The organism is Gimesia sp. (assembly GCF_048260065.1).
GTDB lineage: Bacteria > Planctomycetota > Planctomycetia > Planctomycetales > Planctomycetaceae > Gimesia.
The window spans coordinates 273808-290202 of the sequence record NZ_JBLXHC010000001.1; the positions used below are offsets into that span (position 1 = coordinate 273808).

At 48.9% G+C, this 16395-nt stretch carries 10 protein-coding genes; 6 read left to right on the forward strand and 4 right to left on the reverse strand.

The window, feature by feature from the left end; translation table 11 throughout:
• Nucleotides 1–429: 429 nt before the first annotated feature.
• On the forward strand, nt 430–1236 hold the full coding sequence (locus ACN0YN_RS01035; protein ID WP_417383114.1) for a dienelactone hydrolase family protein: 807 nt from the start codon (nt 430–432) through the stop codon (nt 1234–1236).
• Between the two features lie 14 nt (nt 1237–1250).
• Here ACN0YN_RS01035 and ACN0YN_RS01040 read toward each other — a convergent pair whose 3' ends face one another.
• The 3 genes from ACN0YN_RS01040 to ACN0YN_RS01050 form a co-directional block, all read right to left on the reverse strand.
• Nucleotides 1251–2177: an ABC transporter ATP-binding protein gene (locus tag ACN0YN_RS01040; RefSeq protein ID WP_417383115.1), complete on the reverse strand. Its 927-nt coding sequence runs from the start codon at nt 2175–2177 to the stop codon at nt 1251–1253.
• Complete coding sequence (locus ACN0YN_RS01045) at nt 2174–4483, reverse strand: hypothetical protein (RefSeq protein WP_417383116.1); 2310 nt, start codon at nt 4481–4483, stop codon at nt 2174–2176. Before ACN0YN_RS01045 ends, ACN0YN_RS01040 begins: the two co-directional genes overlap by 4 nt.
• A gap of 204 nt (nt 4484–4687) precedes the next feature.
• On the reverse strand, nt 4688–5428 hold the full coding sequence (locus ACN0YN_RS01050) for an alpha/beta hydrolase (protein ID WP_417383117.1): 741 nt from the start codon (nt 5426–5428) through the stop codon (nt 4688–4690).
• Between the two features lie 360 nt (nt 5429–5788).
• Here ACN0YN_RS01050 and ACN0YN_RS01055 point away from each other — a divergent pair, with 360 nt between their 5' ends.
• Nucleotides 5789–6565, forward strand: a complete 777-nt coding sequence (locus tag ACN0YN_RS01055; RefSeq protein ID WP_417383118.1) for a hypothetical protein — start codon at nt 5789–5791, stop codon at nt 6563–6565.
• Between the two features lie 117 nt (nt 6566–6682).
• Nucleotides 6683–7132, forward strand: a complete 450-nt coding sequence (locus tag ACN0YN_RS01060) for a YiiD C-terminal domain-containing protein (protein ID WP_417383119.1) — start codon at nt 6683–6685, stop codon at nt 7130–7132.
• Nucleotides 7133–7150: 18 nt separating this feature from the next.
• Here the strand turns inward: ACN0YN_RS01060 and ACN0YN_RS01065 are convergent, their stop codons facing one another.
• A complete protein-coding gene (locus tag ACN0YN_RS01065; protein WP_417383120.1) occupies nt 7151–10672 on the reverse strand; it encodes a mechanosensitive ion channel domain-containing protein in 3522 nt (1173 codons plus the stop codon).
• 286 nt (nt 10673–10958) lie between these two features.
• Between ACN0YN_RS01065 and ACN0YN_RS01070 the strand changes: the two genes are divergently transcribed.
• The 3 genes from ACN0YN_RS01070 to ACN0YN_RS01080 all read left to right on the forward strand — a co-directional run bounded on the left by ACN0YN_RS01070 (nt 10959) and on the right by ACN0YN_RS01080 (nt 16307).
• Nucleotides 10959–11564 (forward strand): hypothetical protein, encoded by a 606-nt coding sequence (locus tag ACN0YN_RS01070; RefSeq protein ID WP_417383121.1) that lies wholly within the window; start codon nt 10959–10961, stop codon nt 11562–11564.
• Nucleotides 11565–11690: 126 nt separating this feature from the next.
• Nucleotides 11691–13151, forward strand: coding sequence for an efflux RND transporter periplasmic adaptor subunit (locus tag ACN0YN_RS01075; RefSeq protein ID WP_417383122.1), 1461 nt, complete (start codon nt 11691–11693; stop codon nt 13149–13151).
• A gap of 54 nt (nt 13152–13205) precedes the next feature.
• On the forward strand, nt 13206–16307 hold the full coding sequence (locus ACN0YN_RS01080) for an efflux RND transporter permease subunit (RefSeq protein WP_417383123.1): 3102 nt from the start codon (nt 13206–13208) through the stop codon (nt 16305–16307).
• The last annotated feature ends 88 nt before the right edge of the window (nt 16308–16395 follow it).

Genomic DNA, 16395 nt, shown 5'->3' on the forward strand with positions numbered 1-16395 from the left:
AAAGTGAGGCGCAGCATAACACGATTCCCACCCAGAACGGTTTCCAGGAAACTCGTTTGGAATCAGAATGAAATTGTGAAACCAGATTTCCGCAAGAAGTCGCAGAATTCATGTGTGAGAGGGGAGTTGGGTTTAAATGATAGGAAGGGAGAGAAATTGAGAGTTGAGGCCGGACTTTATCAAAAAATCGGTTTTGATAGAAGACCATTCTGGACTTAGGGCATGTGAAGTGAGGGGAAAGCAGTCGTGCAGCACGGGTTCTTCATACTGTTTATATCTCCTGCTTTTACAGATTTTGATCGGCAAGGATCAATGCAGACGAATTTTGAGAACCCTTTATGCTTGAAGTCTTTAGGGCTCTCTGTCATGCTCATTTCCTGAATTGCTTATTTTATCAGAGATGACATTTTAGTCGGGAGAAAAAACCAGATGTTAAATCGAATTATATCCGTCTGTTTCCTGTTTACTGCGTGTGTGATGCCTGTTTGCGGTCAAGCAGCAGAGAAGCAGGAAACCGGAAATCAGTCTGCCGCCGAGCTGAATACTACGATTCCGGTGAAGATGAAATATCTGCTCTATCTTCCTGAGAACTATGATGAAAAAGAGAAATGGCCTCTGGTCCTGTTTCTTCATGGAGCAGGAGAGCGGGGAGACGATCTGGACCTGGTGACAGTTCATGGCCCGCCAAAGCTGATCAAAAACGGCAAGCAGTTTCCGTTTATCGTTGTTTCTCCACAGTGCCCTAAAGAGCAGCTCTGGCAGCCCGTCGAATTGACTGCACTGTTGAATGACATCGAAAAGAAATACAAAGTCGATAAAGACCGCATCTATGTGACAGGATTAAGTATGGGAGGCTTTGGCACCTGGTCACTGGCGGCTTACACTCCCTATCGGTTTGCTGCGCTGGTGCCCATTTGCGGAGGCGGTGAGAAGTTCTGGGTTAAGAAAATCAAACACGTTCCGATCTGGGTGTTTCATGGAGGTAAAGATACTGCAGTGCCTATTGAGCGATCTCAGACACTGGTGGATGTTCTGAAGAAAGAGAAAGCCGACGTCAAGTTCACCATTTATCCGGAAGCTGGCCACGATTCCTGGACAGAAACCTATAATAATCCGGAAGTCTATGAATGGTTATTACAGCAGGTGCGCAAGCCGAAAGCTGAAGTGAGAGCGGCTGAAGAAAAAGAGGAAGCGGCCCGTAAAGCCAAACGGGCTGCTGCCAAAAAGAAGAAGTAAATCGCCTGCCAGGATTACTGGACCAGTCCTTTCGTCAGTTCCATGAATGCCGTTTCGAGGTTGATTTCCTCTTCGCGGAACAGGCTGAGTTTGAACCCCTCGCTGATCAGCAGCGAGGGGATAAAGGTGTAGTCTTTCACATCATTTTTTAACGTCACCAGCATGACGTTTTTCTTGACTTCGAGTTTGGAAACCAGCTCGTGCGCCTGCAGCAGAGCTGCCGCTTTATCAGTATTCTCGCCAACACCAACGTGCAGGATAATTTGTTGTCGCGCCTTTTTCATCACTTCATCGACATTGTCGTCTACAATCAGATTTCCTTTTTCGATCATTCCGACGCGCGTACAGACGTCCGCGAGTTCGGGAAGAATATGACTGGATACGATGACGGTTTTTTTGAGTTCCCCCAGTCGTTTCAGCAGATTTCGAATTTCAATTCGTGCGCGGGGGTCCAGGCCACTGGCTGGTTCGTCGAGCAGGAGTACCTGGGGCTCATGCAACAGCACACGTGCCAGGCCGATGCGTTGTGTCTGGCCTCGGGAGAGCTGGTTGACCATTGCATCCCGTTTGAATGTCATGTCGACCAGTTCCAGCTTTTCCTCACAGATTTTTCGACGTTGAGGCCCTTTAATCCGATAAGCAGAGGCAAAGAATTCGAGATATTCAATCACCGTCATATCATCATAGACACCGAAAAAGTCAGGCATGAAGCCGACCAGGCGTCGGATTTCTTCCGGGTGGGTATAGATCGACTTTCCACATACATACGCTTCACCATAATCGGGGCTGAGTAATGTGGCGATCATCCGCATGGTTGTTGTTTTACCTGAGCCATTCGGGCCGATAAAACCAAAAACATCACCTTCACCCAGGTTCAGGTTAATGTTGTTTACAGCGATCAAGTTGCCGTAGCGTTTTGTTAAATTCCGTGTTTCAATCACTCGTTATCGCTCCCGGACGGTGTGTCCTGCTGATCTTTTTTCTCTTCGTCTTTTTTGTCTAATGACGGCAGTTCATATTGTATATCGATGGAAATACTTACGGGGATCACGACTCGGATATAGGTCGCCTGTTGTTCCTGGTCGAGTTGGTTCTCATCCAGTTCTGCAACACTGAGTGGTGAGTCCAGACGTGCGAACAGGACCGCTCTTCCCAAACGAAGTTGTTCTGTCAGATCCAGTTGTTCGCCTGAGATATTGGAAAGTCCGGTATAGCCAAAGCCGCCTGACATATCGTGAAACGTCAGGATTTTGAGGATTTCATAAGCATTTTTGGCAAACGGATTGTAATCAGTCTGAACCGTTACAATGGTGGCATTGTTCTGCCCTTTCTGTTCAATCCGACGTGAGACAGACCGGGTCAGATACCCTTTGATATTCCTCGATTCGATACGGGGACCATTGATCGACCAGGCTTCATTAGCCGGGATGTAAGACTGCTCAAGCTGCTCCGGATTCGTAACCGGCAGATAGACTCGATTTCCATAAGCCAACACCCAGTCCTTCAGGGGACCGGAAAACTGATGACTTAGGGTTCCCGAAAGTTGCCCCAGGTTGTTTCCTGTCAGTTTGGATGTCACCAGATCTGATTTCTGTTGATTCCACTCCGCCAGCAGGCTCTTGGTTCCCCACTTCAAAACCGGCAGGTTTTCGATGCCCTTTGATTGTTCTGAAAACTGGTATTCGGGACCGGTGATCGTTCCTTCCGCGGATCGATACATGCCTGCAAACGTTGATTCTGGTAGCCCGTTCCAGCTGAGATGAGTCGGAAAGAAAGGCTGGTCTTTCGATTCTGCAGGAACGGAAGATTTGACGCTGACCTGATAACGGCGTGTTTCCGGGCTGTATAAATTCAGATAAAATCGTCCCCGCATCTGTCCCTCAGATACGTCGTAGTCAACGACGTTTAACTGGGTCGAGTGTAAGACGCTACCGTTATCCTGAAAGGCAGTGAAGCCACCCCAGGCGATGGCAATGAGAACCATCGCAGGAAAAGTAATCCAGGTGATATGTGGTTTTTTCAAAATCCTGTGTACCAGGAAATAATCGAGCGGTCCGATTACCAGCAGGTAAATCAGAATCAAGGCCATAACCCACCAGTGGGAAGGGCGATTGATTCCCGGGAAATTCTGCTGTGAATGAAAGAGCTGTGTTTCCAGTTCTGAGATGCCGGTCTGGGAAATTCGCTTCCCCAGAACCGCGTTCTGTTGACTGGAAGCAATTGGTTGTTTGGCTCGGGTTGCCAGTTTGCGACTCAGATTATTTAACCCGTCCCAGTTCATCAGCGGACTGGTGTCGAGATCGAGCGCCAGGAAGGTGACGATTCCCAATCCATACGGCACTCGTACCAGCAGTGGGCCATCAAGGCCCGTTGCCAGAACTTCCCCAGTCGAGATTTCAATCCGGCTGGCAGTGGCGACCCCGCGAATACGGGAGCGGACAGCAGCGTATAGTTCCAGACTGCTTAAATCACGGACATTTGTCGTGCCGAGTGTTTTTACGGGGACCCAACTGGCATATTGGCTCTGCTGGTACGCTTCAATATCTGCTCCCACACATAACACCAGATGGCCTCCGTTGGCAACCCACTCGCGAATGGCGTCATTTTTATGGGGAGCCGAGGAAAAATCGGAATCGACAATCAATGTGTCGAGAGTATCGTAACCATAAGGAGATTCGGGCAGGGATGACTGATCTTCGATTAAAGCCGCATACTGATCGAGATTCTGGTCAAGGTTCGCCAGCGAATCAGGTGAGACGGGCTCCAGCCCGGCAACAGAACCGATTGTCGCCCAGAGTTCGACGGATTGTTTCAAACCAATTCCGGTGAACTGGTTTTGCTTTGACTGGGGAGCGTATGAGACCTCTTTCAGGATGGATTGAGTCTCTGCGTCTCGCAGGCGAATTTTTAGTGGACTGTCCAGCAGGCCCGTTTTGAACTCTGAATACAGGTGATGAGTTCCTGGTGTCTTAAGCGAATATACCTGAGATGGCACCTCAGTCGGATTACCATCTGGAGACCGCGCCACCACACATAATTGCACATCAAGGGGGCTGTCTGTTTTAACTTCCAGGTAGACGGGAACCCAGCGTCCGACTTTATACAGACCATCAAAGCCAATCTGAATACTGGAAATTTCCAGGCTGCCCGTTTTCTGATCTGCTGCAAATGACAATGAGCCATTGAGCAGAGGACTTAACAGCAGGACCAGCAGAGTCGAGAATCGAAAAAACAGAGATGATTTCATGTGTTTCTATTCTGGTATCGACAAAGCGATATTTCGCCTGGAGACCAGTTTCGGTAATGACGGTGTACGAATATATCGAAGAACGTTCAAGTTGCGATAGGGGCTGTATTCAGGAATCAGTTGATATTATGGCTTGGACTTGTATCAGTCTCAATGCATTGCCTTTACAAATAAGGGGTTTCCGCAGATTAACCTGTTCTTCTTTTAAAGACTGCCCGTCAGATCACTAAGCAGGTTACGAAATTTCTCAATTGCCACATCGGGAATAGTGTGGGGACCGACAAATTCTGAAAAGTCGACGGTAAAATCATGCTGTTCCAGCATCTCTTTGAGCCAGATGGCACCAGCGTAAGGGAGAATCGGGTCCTGGGTTCCGTGACTCTGCTGGACAGGGAATCGGGGGGACTGGTCAGCCAGACTTCCCCAGCGTTGTTCACAAAGGAGTGTGCCTGACCAGATTACCAGCGCTGCCGGAGCTTGTGGCAATTGAAAGGCGACTTCGGTCGAGACCATTGATCCTTGCGAAAAACCGGCCAGAACGATTTGAGAAAATGGTAATTCGGACTCCTGCTGAACCGCTAAGACGAATTCCTGAAGTTGCTGTCCCGCCTCAATCAAGCCATCAGGTGTTTTATCCCGTTGATCCCGGATTGTTCCGGAAGCAATAGCGGCATTCAGTTCTGCGACATCCAGCATCCACCACGCACGACCGCCGGGCATTCCCATCTCCAGCAAGGAGAGTGGGGCAGCGGGGAAGATAAATCGAACGCGTTCTGAAAGCTGTGGTTGATTTCTCAGGATCTCGGGTCCCAAGGGGACAAGATCATCCCCTGGTGCACCAAATCCATGACTGACGATGGCAATGACATCGGGTGACTGATCGGCGGGTAGATTATCATAGATCTGACAACTGAGTGGACCAAACTGACGCGTCGTGAGGGGCATGGTATATGAATCTTCCGAAGTATTTGAATAGATTGAGTTTAAGCTGAATTAATTATTATATGCTGAATGGGACATGGGTGAAAAGGGCAGGCAATCAGGTTTCGTCTGCTTTGAGATCAAATTGAATCAGCTGTCATCGAAACTACTTCAGAAATGGAGGAATCCTGCAGGTGCTTAAAGAGACTGGATGAATTTATCAGCCGTTAAGTATCGGAGTTTCAAGACTTTAGGCACAACGAAGTAATCGCGTTGATTTTAAGGAACATGTTTTGCCTCTTTTTATTCCCGTTGCTGTGGTAGCCAGGCAGGCAACAGCAATGATCTGACAGCAATGTCCGGGTAATTATAGAGGAAAGCAAGATGTTTCGTACCATGATGATTCCATTCAATATCGCACTCGTTTTACTTTGCACGATGTCTGCGAATTTCGCGCAGGTACAACAGACGGATGTTGCATCACTGGGGGGGAGACTCAATCAGGACTCATTTACGGTGTGCAGAGAGATTCGCACGCACTTTCGCGGAATCAGGGGGCAACGTCTGTTATTCGACAAGGCATATGAGATACATGAGCTGGCGGATAATATTCATCGCATGATGATCCTACAGGCACCGGTCCAGGGCATGCAGCAGGCATTATCAGATCTGGATCGCCTGGTAGATGATCTGGATCATACTCTGTCTGTCATGCAGTTACCCGTTCTCAGAGAGCCCGTTATTCAACCCACGGGGCCAAACGGTTATGTTTTCCAGGGGGGGAATGGCTACCCTCAACCACGGTTTCAGTACCATGGATATCCGTATCGAATGATTCCAGAGCGTGAAGTCAAGTGCGTAAATCAGACGCTGGACAGGATGCAGCAGACCATTAGACAGCTGCAGGCTGTTTATAATCCTCAACCAGTTCGACCATCGGTTCGGGAAACGTTTCCGGTTCCTGTTCCAGGTCAGGAATTTGAAAAGAACAGGACTCAGCCACAGACGAAGCCCGTCGGACCCGTGTTACCTGGACAGGACAATGGATGGCAACCTTCTCGAGAAACGGTCCCGCGTTTTCCCTCGGTACAGCCACCCAGGTCAAATGCTCCTGACAGTGGCGGTCCTGAATTCTTACCACCACTTCCGACTGCAGACTGAAGCAGGAACTGACGGTTCACTCGATTCTGCAACACTTGTGTTTTCCTCAATGATAGATCACCATTGCTTCAGAGGAAGTTTCTGAATGTATTGTGTAACTGTCTGGAAGGAGCGGTGATGGAATTCGATGTTGAGGAAGTGACTGCTTACTTACATCAGCACATTCCGGTGACGCGGGCAATGCAGTTCAATGTATTACCTGTCTCTGACGGTTCACTGAAACTGAGTGCAAAACTGGCTCCTAATCTGAATCACCAGGAAACTGCTTTTGGAGGCAGTATTGCGAGTCTGGGAATCCTGGCTGGCTGGACCTTGATTCATCTCAAGCTCAGAGTCGATCAGCAGAATTATAAAATCGTTATTCAGAAAAGTGAAATCGAATTTCTACGTCCGATTGAAGCCGATTTCACAGCAGAGTGTCCTCTGCCTGATGAAAGTGTATGGTCCTCATTTCACGACAGTCTTCAACGCAAGCGGCGCGGACGGATTGCGTTAGAATCGACCGTGAAAGTAAACGGTCAGACTGCAGCAGTCATCAACGGTACCTTTGTTGCAAAACTGTTGTGAGTGTTGACAGAGTCCCCGTTACTTTTCTTCAGCCTGGATCTGGGAGCCTGGTTCTGCCGTCTCCGGATTTGGCGGAGGTACCAGACTTGCCTGGTTTTCATAATACAAGTGGATATCCCGTTGAGGAAAGGCGATTTCAATACCTGCTTTCGCGTATTGTTCATGAATCGCTGTATGAATTTGATGAATGACTACCAGACGTTTTTCCAGGTCCGGCAGATAGGCCCGCAGGATCAGGTTCAACGTGCTGTCACCAAAGGATTCGAAAGTAATGCTCGGTGCCGGGTCTTCCAGGATCAGGGGGTGATCGGTGAGAATTTTCATGGCGATTTCAGAGGCATGATTCGTGTCAGTGCCATAGGCCACACCAACGGTGATGGTGATACGATTGACCGAGTCGGTTAACGTCCAGTTGAGTAGTTTGCCCGTTATGAAATCGCGGTTCGGGACGATATATTCCTTGCGGTCCCAGTTGGTAATCGTGGTGGCACGCATACGGATTCGGGAGACAATCCCGGTGATGTCGTCGACGGTAATGATGTCACCCACTCGGATCGGGCGTTCGATCAGCAGAATCAGACCAGAAACAAAATTAGCAAAGATTTCCTGGAGTCCGAAACCGAGACCAAAGGTTAATGCGGTTGCCAGCCATTGCAGTTTCGTCCAGCCAATCCCCATTGTCGAGAAGACGACAAAGATTCCAATCAATGCAACAAAGTAGCGCGCCAGGGTAGAAATCGCATATTTGATTGAAGCGTCAAGAGGCACTCGTTGCAGGACCAGAAACTCCAGGAGTCCGGGAGCGTTATTCGTGGCCACAACAGCAAAGACAGCGAGGATGATAGCAATGCCAAAATCGAGATAAGTAACGGGTTCCAGTCGTTCGGAAATCTTGCCGTCTTCTCCCACGACCTCAACGGAGGTCGTCCAGACTTTGTAGTCGACACTATCCAGGCGATTAAAGGCTGGCAGAGTGTCACCCCAGATCCAGAATGCCCCCACCAGCAGAATTACAGTCATACTGGCATTGACCAGCTTTTTGATTTGCGCGGATATCTTGGTAAGGTCAGCCGGATTCTCTTCTTCCGTGGTGATTCCCGCGATATTTGTTTCTGAACTGGATTCGAGCGATTCCTTACGGATCGCATCCAGGCGTTCCTGGTTCTGCTGATAACTGAGTTTCCGGTGATGAATCAGAATCCAGCGTAATAAGATCGCTCTAAACAGAATCACGACCAGAAACAGCCAGAGAGTCAGGAAAATCAGATGGAACAGGCTCATGGCTGTGAAATAGAAACCAATCAGAGCCAGGAAGATCAGTAAACAGGGAATAAACAGAGCCAGGAAATAGACCACATATTTCAGGCGGTCATACCAGACTTCATGGTTGTAATTCATGATGGACTGAAAGAGCCCGGACCGCGGGTGAAAGACTCTTCGTGCAAAAATGGTGTATACAACCAGCAGGGCTATGAAGAACAGGCGTTCCAGCAGATCCTGGGTACGGTCGACTTCTTTCCCATGTAATAACAGAGTGATAAACAACAGGGGAATGGAGAACGGGATGACCCAGCGAATGTTTTTGCGAACATACAGCACGGTCTGTTTGTACCAGCCAAAATGAGATTCACCCAGACCAAGGGGGCGGCAGATCTGCCTGATCAGTTCCCAGAAAAACAGCAGCCAGCCTACCTGTCGCAAACTGTAATCCACGGCTTTAACAAACGGGGGCGCACCAGGATGACTGCCTACACGCCACGCGATAAACCAGATGAAACCAGGCCAGACGATGGCAATAAACAGAGTGAGGAATGCGACCCGTGCTGTAATCCCGAACTTGCGGAAGCTGCTGCGGATGATTTCTTTATTGATAATACGCAACTGCTGACGCACATTGTAAGCCAGGTACAGCAGGCTGAGGAAACAGAAAAAGGCCGTGAAATAGATGATTGGGTTGTTCGCGACGTCATCCTTGATGGAGACGTATAACTGTTTCCAATGAGTGGGAGAAAAGAGCCATTTGAGGGTATTGGAAGTGTCTTTGATTTCCGAGAGTGAGATCGGAGGCGAACTTTTGATCCAGAAAATCCGTTCCTGGATATAGTCGGCATACGCTTCTGTTTCTTTGACGAGTTGCTTTTCAGTCGTGTAAATGTCGAGCAGTTTGGTGAAGTAGCTTTTATTGCTGCGAATGAGTGTGTCTAAGTACTCTTTTTGTTTCGTGAGCGTTTCCTCAATGACATTTTTGAGATTGAGTTCTTCTTCTTCCGTCAGTTCGCGCGGACTGCTGTCACGAATTTTATCAAACTGTTCGTCAACCGAAGGAAAATCGGCCCAGGCTTCATCCAGTTCGAACTGCTTTAAATTGACCAGATCAATTGTTTTGCTGTATTTTTCGATATCCTGTTTACTTTTTTCAATGTCAGGTAGATTGGCCTGCTGACTGCGGAGCATTAAGCCAATCGGTCCGGTGAGACCAATCAATTCTTCTTTCGCTTTGGTCTGGTCAAACTGCTTTTTGAGTTCTTCGAGAGTCTTTGTGGTCTGGGTGATTTTCCTGTCTGTGGACTCAATTTTTTTATTGAGATCAACAATCTCTTCTGCATATTTCTGATTCTTTTCCGCGAGGGGCTGCAACAGAGGATTGGTTTCGAAAACCTGTTGTTTGGCTTCCTTGACCCGCATGGCAGCTTCACGATCGCGCAGCTTCTTGATCTGCGCTTTCAAAGCGTCCACCAGCTCAGTCTGTTTTTTGACTTCGAGTTTTAAATAATCCTGATTAGTGCGGGGGAACCCGATCGTTTCTTCTGCTTCATAAGCTGTCAGTTCACTCTTGAGAGCAGGCTTTTCTGCTTTTCGCATGTTTAAGCGGGTGGAGAGTTCCATCCGTCTGGCGTCGGTGACGGCTGCAGGTTCGTCTGCGGGAATAGGCAGTTTCAGCTGTTTTTCCAGCTCACTGATTTTATCGTCCAGTTCTGTGGCCCGCGTCAGGGCCTCTTTCTGGCGATTTGATCTGCGTGCGATTTCTTCGTCCCAACTGGAAGCAGCAGTTTTGTCCTGTTCCAGCTTTGCTTCTTCCTGAACCAGGAGCTGCTCCAACTGGGAGAGCGTCTGGTTTTCCGTGAATGTGGGGACCGGTTTCTTATTCAGGTTCTCAATTTCAGTCTTTTTTTCTTCCAGACGCTGCATCGCGTTCTGGGCCAGCGTTGAATACGTGTTGGCGTCAGACTGAAAGTCGGCTGTTTTTTTGAGGTTGCTCAGAGACTGATTATAAAAATCGAGTGCTTTCTTCTGATTTTCCTCAGAGAGGTCTTTCACTTCCTTGAGCTGCTCAATCCGTTTTTGAACAGTGTCGGTGGTAACCGTTGGCGCTTGCGCTGTTGTCGGAGGAGTTGCCGTTGCCGGTGCAGGCGTTGTTTGAGGGGGAGTCGGTGTGTTTGTCTGTGTCTGCCCTTCCACTTCAATACTTGAAAACAGCAGCAGGAACAGGCAGAGAACAGCAGTAGTAAGTGATTTAAGAGAATCAGTATAAGCAGGCATACGGTATATAATTTCACAAATAGATTTAGCGAAGTTGGTCGTTTAGGAGTTTTTACTTTAAAAAATAGCGCAGCCCAGTTTAGTAGTTTCCAATGGAATAGGGCAAGGTGGGTTCGGAGGTCTGGTGTATTTAACTTGTTCCAGCCGCAGATTTTTCTTTGTTAAAGAGTTCTCTACAAAGAATGACAACTGATGATCTGTTCCGTGCAGTCGAGATTCTGTCTCATCAGTCTGTCGAGACAGAATCTCTTGTCGAGGAAGTTTTGATCGACTGTAGAGAAAATACTTGACATATTTCTCTACTTGTACGAATAATGTAGTATCTGCTGCTGCGGCTCAGTTTTCCTGCCTGATCTCTTCCTGTTTGATTTCCTTTACTGGTTTTGTTCCCGTGCATCTCAATTCCATTTTAAACTACGAAATGCAGCTACACTGGATGACGCGTTGTCTGATTCGCGCCTGTCTACTGCTGTCGTTATGGAATTTGCCGTTTCCGTTCGTGCATAACCACGATCTGGCTCTGGGTGCAGAACAGGGGAATTGGCTGCCTTCTCATCTGAAAGAGTATCACGCTGTTCCCAAAGCAGACGAGCATGGCTGGCATCTGCACTTTGTTTATTTCGGAATGGATGATTGTAATAACCCCCTGGAAAAGAAGTTTCCCCTGCAACACCATTTTATCGTTGGTGAAACTGCCAGTTCGCTGCCTGCTTGTGAACACCTTTCTATAGACGAGTTCCGGTCTATGGAAGCAGAGGCCATCCCAAGCCTGTCCAGTATCCAGGAAAGTCGAGTTCTCCCTCGTGACAGGGATCGAACAACGGGACTCCATTTCATGCAGGCTTTTCAACAGCGATCTCTTCGCGATTTAATCAGCATTTCTCTCTGCTGATTCTGTTTCTTTCTGAGTAAACGACGTCTCGTTTAAACAGCACGGGATTATGCGCAGAATCGCATTCCAGATCTTCTGAGCTCAGCATAATTCCTCTCTCATTTCCGTCGATTCGGGAGAAGAAACATGAAAATCAAAAATCAATTAATCCTGGCGATCGTCATTCTGGTCGCCGGTACTGGAATTATCTGGAAGGTATGGCCACAGCCGGAAGGACAATCGAGATCCAAGTCTGAAGTTGCAACGGAAGATAGTGCTGATCAGGAAATACAACCTGCAGAGGTTTCTCTTTCCGATGAAAAAATGAAGGCAATTCATTTAACCGTATCTCCTGTGAAACGGCAAAAATTAAATCAGAAACGGGTCGTGCCCGGTCGACTGCAATACGATGATCGGAAGCATGTTGCCATTAAAGCGCCTGCGGAGGGGGTCCTGGTTGAAGTCCGCGTCAAACCGGGTGACATCGTTGAGGAAGGGCAGATTCTGGCGGTTCTGAACAGCAGAGAAGTCGGAACAGCACGAGCAGACCTGTTGCAGAGAATGGCGGATTTTCAAATCGTACAGAAACAGTATGACTGGAAATTGCTGATCCAGAATAATGTTCAGAAACTGGTCGATGCTCTGTTGAGTCATCAGAAAATGGAGGACGTCGAGTCTCAATTTAATGACACCAGACTGGGGAACTATCGAGCCCAGTTGTTTCCGGCCTATACACGTTATTTACTGGCCGAAATGATCAATAAAAAAACAGCGCCCCTGGCAAAATCCGGCGCAATTTCACAGCAGACGATTCAGATGCGCGAAGCGGATGTGCAGGAAACCAGGGCTGCGTTAAAAGCGTTGTGTGAGCAGTCAATCTATGATGTCAAGCTGGAGCGGGAACAGGCGTTCGCCGATCTGAATGACGCTGAACATCGTCTGACGATCAGTCGTCAGCATCTCGAATCACTATTGGGGTGTGAAGTCGATCTCAACAGTGCCGACTTGAAAGCCGCGGAAAAATTATCCCGACTGGAAATCATCGCTCCGTTTTCCGGCACGATTGAAGAGCGAACCTTCAGTCAGTCCGAGCGGGTGAATCGAGCAGATTCCCTGTTTTCTCTGGCACAGACTGATACCCTCTGGGTAGCGGCGGACATCAGAGAGTCAGACTGGAATGCGATTGAGTTAAGCAAAGGTCAAAACCTGATTGTCACTGTGAATGCCGTTCCTGGTAAAACGTTTCCCGCCCGGTTGCACTATCTGGGGCGACAGGTGTCAACGGTTACCAATTCTGTCCCCTTAATCGCAGAAATCAAAAACCCGGATGGAATACTCAGGCCGGGGATGTTTGCGCAGGTCAGAATTCCCGGTAAGCAGCAGGCAGATGTAATCGCTGTGCCTGCAAAAGCAGTGCTGGACGATGCCGCTCAGGAGTTTGTCTTCATCAAAGAGTCAGACAGGTCATTCCGTCGCGTTGATATTCAGTCAGGCCTCAAAACGGAGGATTGGATTGAAGTTCAGAAAGGATTGAAAGGGGGAGAGCAGGTCGTTGAAGATGGTGCTTTTACCTTGAAGTCCGAACTGCTGCTGGAAAGAGAAGAGTAGTTTTCCAGAAATCCATTTCTTTCCGTATTTCCGAATTCTGATGGAGTGAAGCTGATGCTCTCGCGTTTGATTGAATTTTCACTGGCCAATCGGTTTATTATTCTGGTTTTGACTTTCCTGATGGCAGCAGGTGGGTTCTATTCTGCGATCCATCTTCCCATTGATGCAGTGCCTGATATGACCAACGTCCAGGTGCAGGTCGTCACCGATGCTGGTTTTCTGTCACCGGTTGAGGTGGAACGCTACGTGACCTATCCCGTAGAAACGGTCATGGGAGGGCTGCCTGCCGTAGAAGAGGTTCGCAGTGTTTCCAAGTTCGGTATTTCCGTCGTGACGATTGTCTTCGAAGAAGGGACCGATATTTACTGGGCCAGGCAACTGGTGACCGAACGCATCACTATGGTTTCTGCAGACATACCGCCGGGGTATGGAACTCCTCAACTGGGACCTCTGGCGACTGCGCTGGGAGAGATTCTGCAATTCGAAGTCCGCGGCAAAGATTACACACCCATGCAATTGCGTACGATGCTCGAATGGGAGATTGCACCCCGGTTACGTGAAGTGCAGGGGGTCACCGAAATTAATACGCATGGCGGTTTTTATAAAACGTTCGAAGTTCAGCCCAATCCCGATCGTCTTAACAGCTATGGAATTTCACTGGGAGAACTGTTTCAGCGGATTCAGGAGAACAATTCAATCGCCGGGGGAGGCTACGTTGTTCACAATCAGGAGCAGCGGTTTATTCGTGGTCAGGCATTATTAAAAGATCAGCATGACATCGAAAATATTTTTGTACGCAATGATAAAAACAGTACGCCGATTCTGGTTCGAGATGTCGCTGAAGTCAAAATCGCACCAATGACCAGGCAGGGGGCAGTGACCCGCGATGGGCGTGGCGAAGCCGTCACCGGTCTGGTGATGATGTTGATTGGCGAGAATTCACGTGAGGTGGTCGCTGATGCCAAGAAGCGACTGGAAGAAATTGAAAAAACACTTCCCGAGGGAGTGACACTGGAAATTACCTATGACCGTTCTTCTTTGATCAGTCGTACTCTGCGAACTGTATTGACCAACTTGGTTGAGGGGGGAGTCCTGGTCATCATTGTTCTGCTGGTGATGCTGGGCAGTTTTCGTGCTGGTCTGATTGTGGCGCTGGCCATTCCGCTTTCGATGCTGTTTGCCACAAATCTGATGGCAGCGACTGGAATCACGGCCAGTCTGATGAGCCTGGGAGCGATTGACTTCGGACTCATTGTAGACAGTTCGGTGATCATGGTCGAAAACTGCATACGCCGTCTGTCCATGAATCAGTCGGGGAAACCATTCCTGACAGTGATTCGCGATGCCGCAATTGAAGTGCGAAAGCCAACCATGTTTGGCGAACTGATTATTTCTGTCGTCTATCTACCCATTCTGGCGTTGCAGGGAACGGAAGGAAAACTGTTCCGGCCGATGGCTTTGACGGTTCTGTTTGCCCTTGCAGGATCGCTGGTGCTCTCATTAACCCTGATGCCGGCACTCGCTTCACTGGCACTCCCTAAAAAGATGTCTGAGAAAGAAATCTTTTTAATTCGCTGGGTAAAATGGCTTTATCGTCCCCTGGTGAGCTGGACCATTCGGCGTCCCTGGCTGACAGTCGCAGTGGCTCTGCTGGTCTTTATTATCAGCCTGCCCGTTGGCTGGAATCTGGGGGCAGAATTCATGCCGCGCCTGGAAGAAGGAGATTTACTGGTAGAAGCCGTCCGCCTGCCCAGTGCAACCATTGAAGGTTCGGTGGAGATGTCGACTCAGATTGAAAAAGTACTGATCGGCTATCCGGAGGTCAAAACTGTCTTCTGTAAGACCGGTCGTCCGGAAATTGCGAACGATGTGATGGGAGTGCACCAGTCTGATGTCTGGGTGATTCTGAAACCACAGGCAGAATGGCCGCATCCCAAGTCACGAGATGAGCTCATCGAAGAGATGTCAGATGAACTGAATCAGAAAGTTCCGGGAGTCGCTTTTGGATTTACACAACCGATTGAAATGCGTGTGGATGAACTGGTCGCGGGCGTAAAAGCCGATGTTGCTGTGTTACTGTATGGCGACGACCTGGATGTATTAAGTTCCAAAGGAAAAGAGATTGAGCGGGTACTGAAAAAAGTTCCCGGCGCTGTTGATGTCAAAGCGGATATTCAATCCAGTCTGCCGACAATCCGAATCGAACCGAAGTGGGATGTGCTGGCGCGGAATGGAATGGATGCCAAAAATGTGATGGATGTCGTGTCCTCTCTCGGAGGGCATCAGGTGGGGCTGATTTTTGAAGGACGCGCACGCTACCCGATTATTGTCAGAATTCCACAAACCTGGCGTGAAAAAATCAGTCTGCTGGAGCAATTGCCGGTTTCCAATTCTAAGGGAGCGCCGGTCCCCTTAAAGGAGTTGGCGGAAATTACCTTTGAGGAAACGCCTCCCGCGGTACAGCATGAATCGAATCGACGGCGGACATTCATCCAGGCCAATGTCAGAGGGCGCGACGTGGCCAGTTTTGTTGCCGATGCCAGACAGGCGGTGCAGGATCATATTCAATTACCTGACGGTTACGAAATTCGCTGGGGGGGAGATTTTGAGAATCTGCAGTCTGCCAGCAAGCGACTGGTGATCATTACCCCGATCGTGCTGTTGCTGATCTTTCTGTTGTTGCACACCACGTTTCGATCGGTGCGTCTGGCGTTGTTGATTTTCCTGGCTGTTCCCATGGCGGCATCAGGGGGTGTGTTTGCACTGGCGTTGCGCGACATGCCTTTCAGTATCTCTGCTGGTGTCGGCTTCATCGCGTTATTTGGCGTCGCAGTTCTGAATGGTCTGGTCTGGGTCAGTGCCGCCGAGAACCTGCGCACTAAAGATCGGGTTCCGGTGCAGGATGCAACCTTCCAGGCAGCCATGGCGCGATTACGGCCTGTATTGATGACAGCGATGGTAGCCAGTTTGGGATTCCTGCCAATGGCGCTCTCGCACAGCGATGGGGCCGAAATGCAGCGCCCGCTGGCCAGTGTGGTGATCGGAGGCTTGATTACGTCCACTCTGCTGACCTCACTGGTAGTACCGGCGATATATCCCTGGTTTGCTCCTCGCTTGAAAGAAAATGAGCTGGATGACTTCAATTCAGAGGGATAGGTAGACTTCAAAATCAAGGTGGACTTCAATGGGTTTATCACCGGTAGTTCCAGATGAAAAAGGATTTGAAAAAATGAATTGCTGAAAT

Bases quoted from the DNA above. Each gene is read 5' to 3' on its own strand.
- ACN0YN_RS01075 (WP_417383122.1), top strand. From the start codon at position 11,691: ATGAAAATCAAAAATCAATTAATCCTGGCGATCGTCATTCTGGTCGCC.
- ACN0YN_RS01055 (WP_417383118.1), top strand. From the start codon at position 5,789: ATGTTTCGTACCATGATGATTCCATTCAATATCGCACTCGTTTTACTT.
- ACN0YN_RS01065 (WP_417383120.1), bottom strand. From the start codon at position 10,672: ATGCCTGCTTATACTGATTCTCTTAAATCACTTACTACTGCTGTTCTC.
- ACN0YN_RS01060 (WP_417383119.1), top strand. From the start codon at position 6,683: ATGGAATTCGATGTTGAGGAAGTGACTGCTTACTTACATCAGCACATT.
- ACN0YN_RS01035 (WP_417383114.1), top strand. From the start codon at position 430: ATGTTAAATCGAATTATATCCGTCTGTTTCCTGTTTACTGCGTGTGTG.
- ACN0YN_RS01080 (WP_417383123.1), top strand. From the start codon at position 13,206: ATGCTCTCGCGTTTGATTGAATTTTCACTGGCCAATCGGTTTATTATT.
- ACN0YN_RS01045 (WP_417383116.1), bottom strand. From the start codon at position 4,483: ATGAAATCATCTCTGTTTTTTCGATTCTCGACTCTGCTGGTCCTGCTG.
- ACN0YN_RS01050 (WP_417383117.1), bottom strand. From the start codon at position 5,428: ATGCCCCTCACGACGCGTCAGTTTGGTCCACTCAGTTGTCAGATCTAT.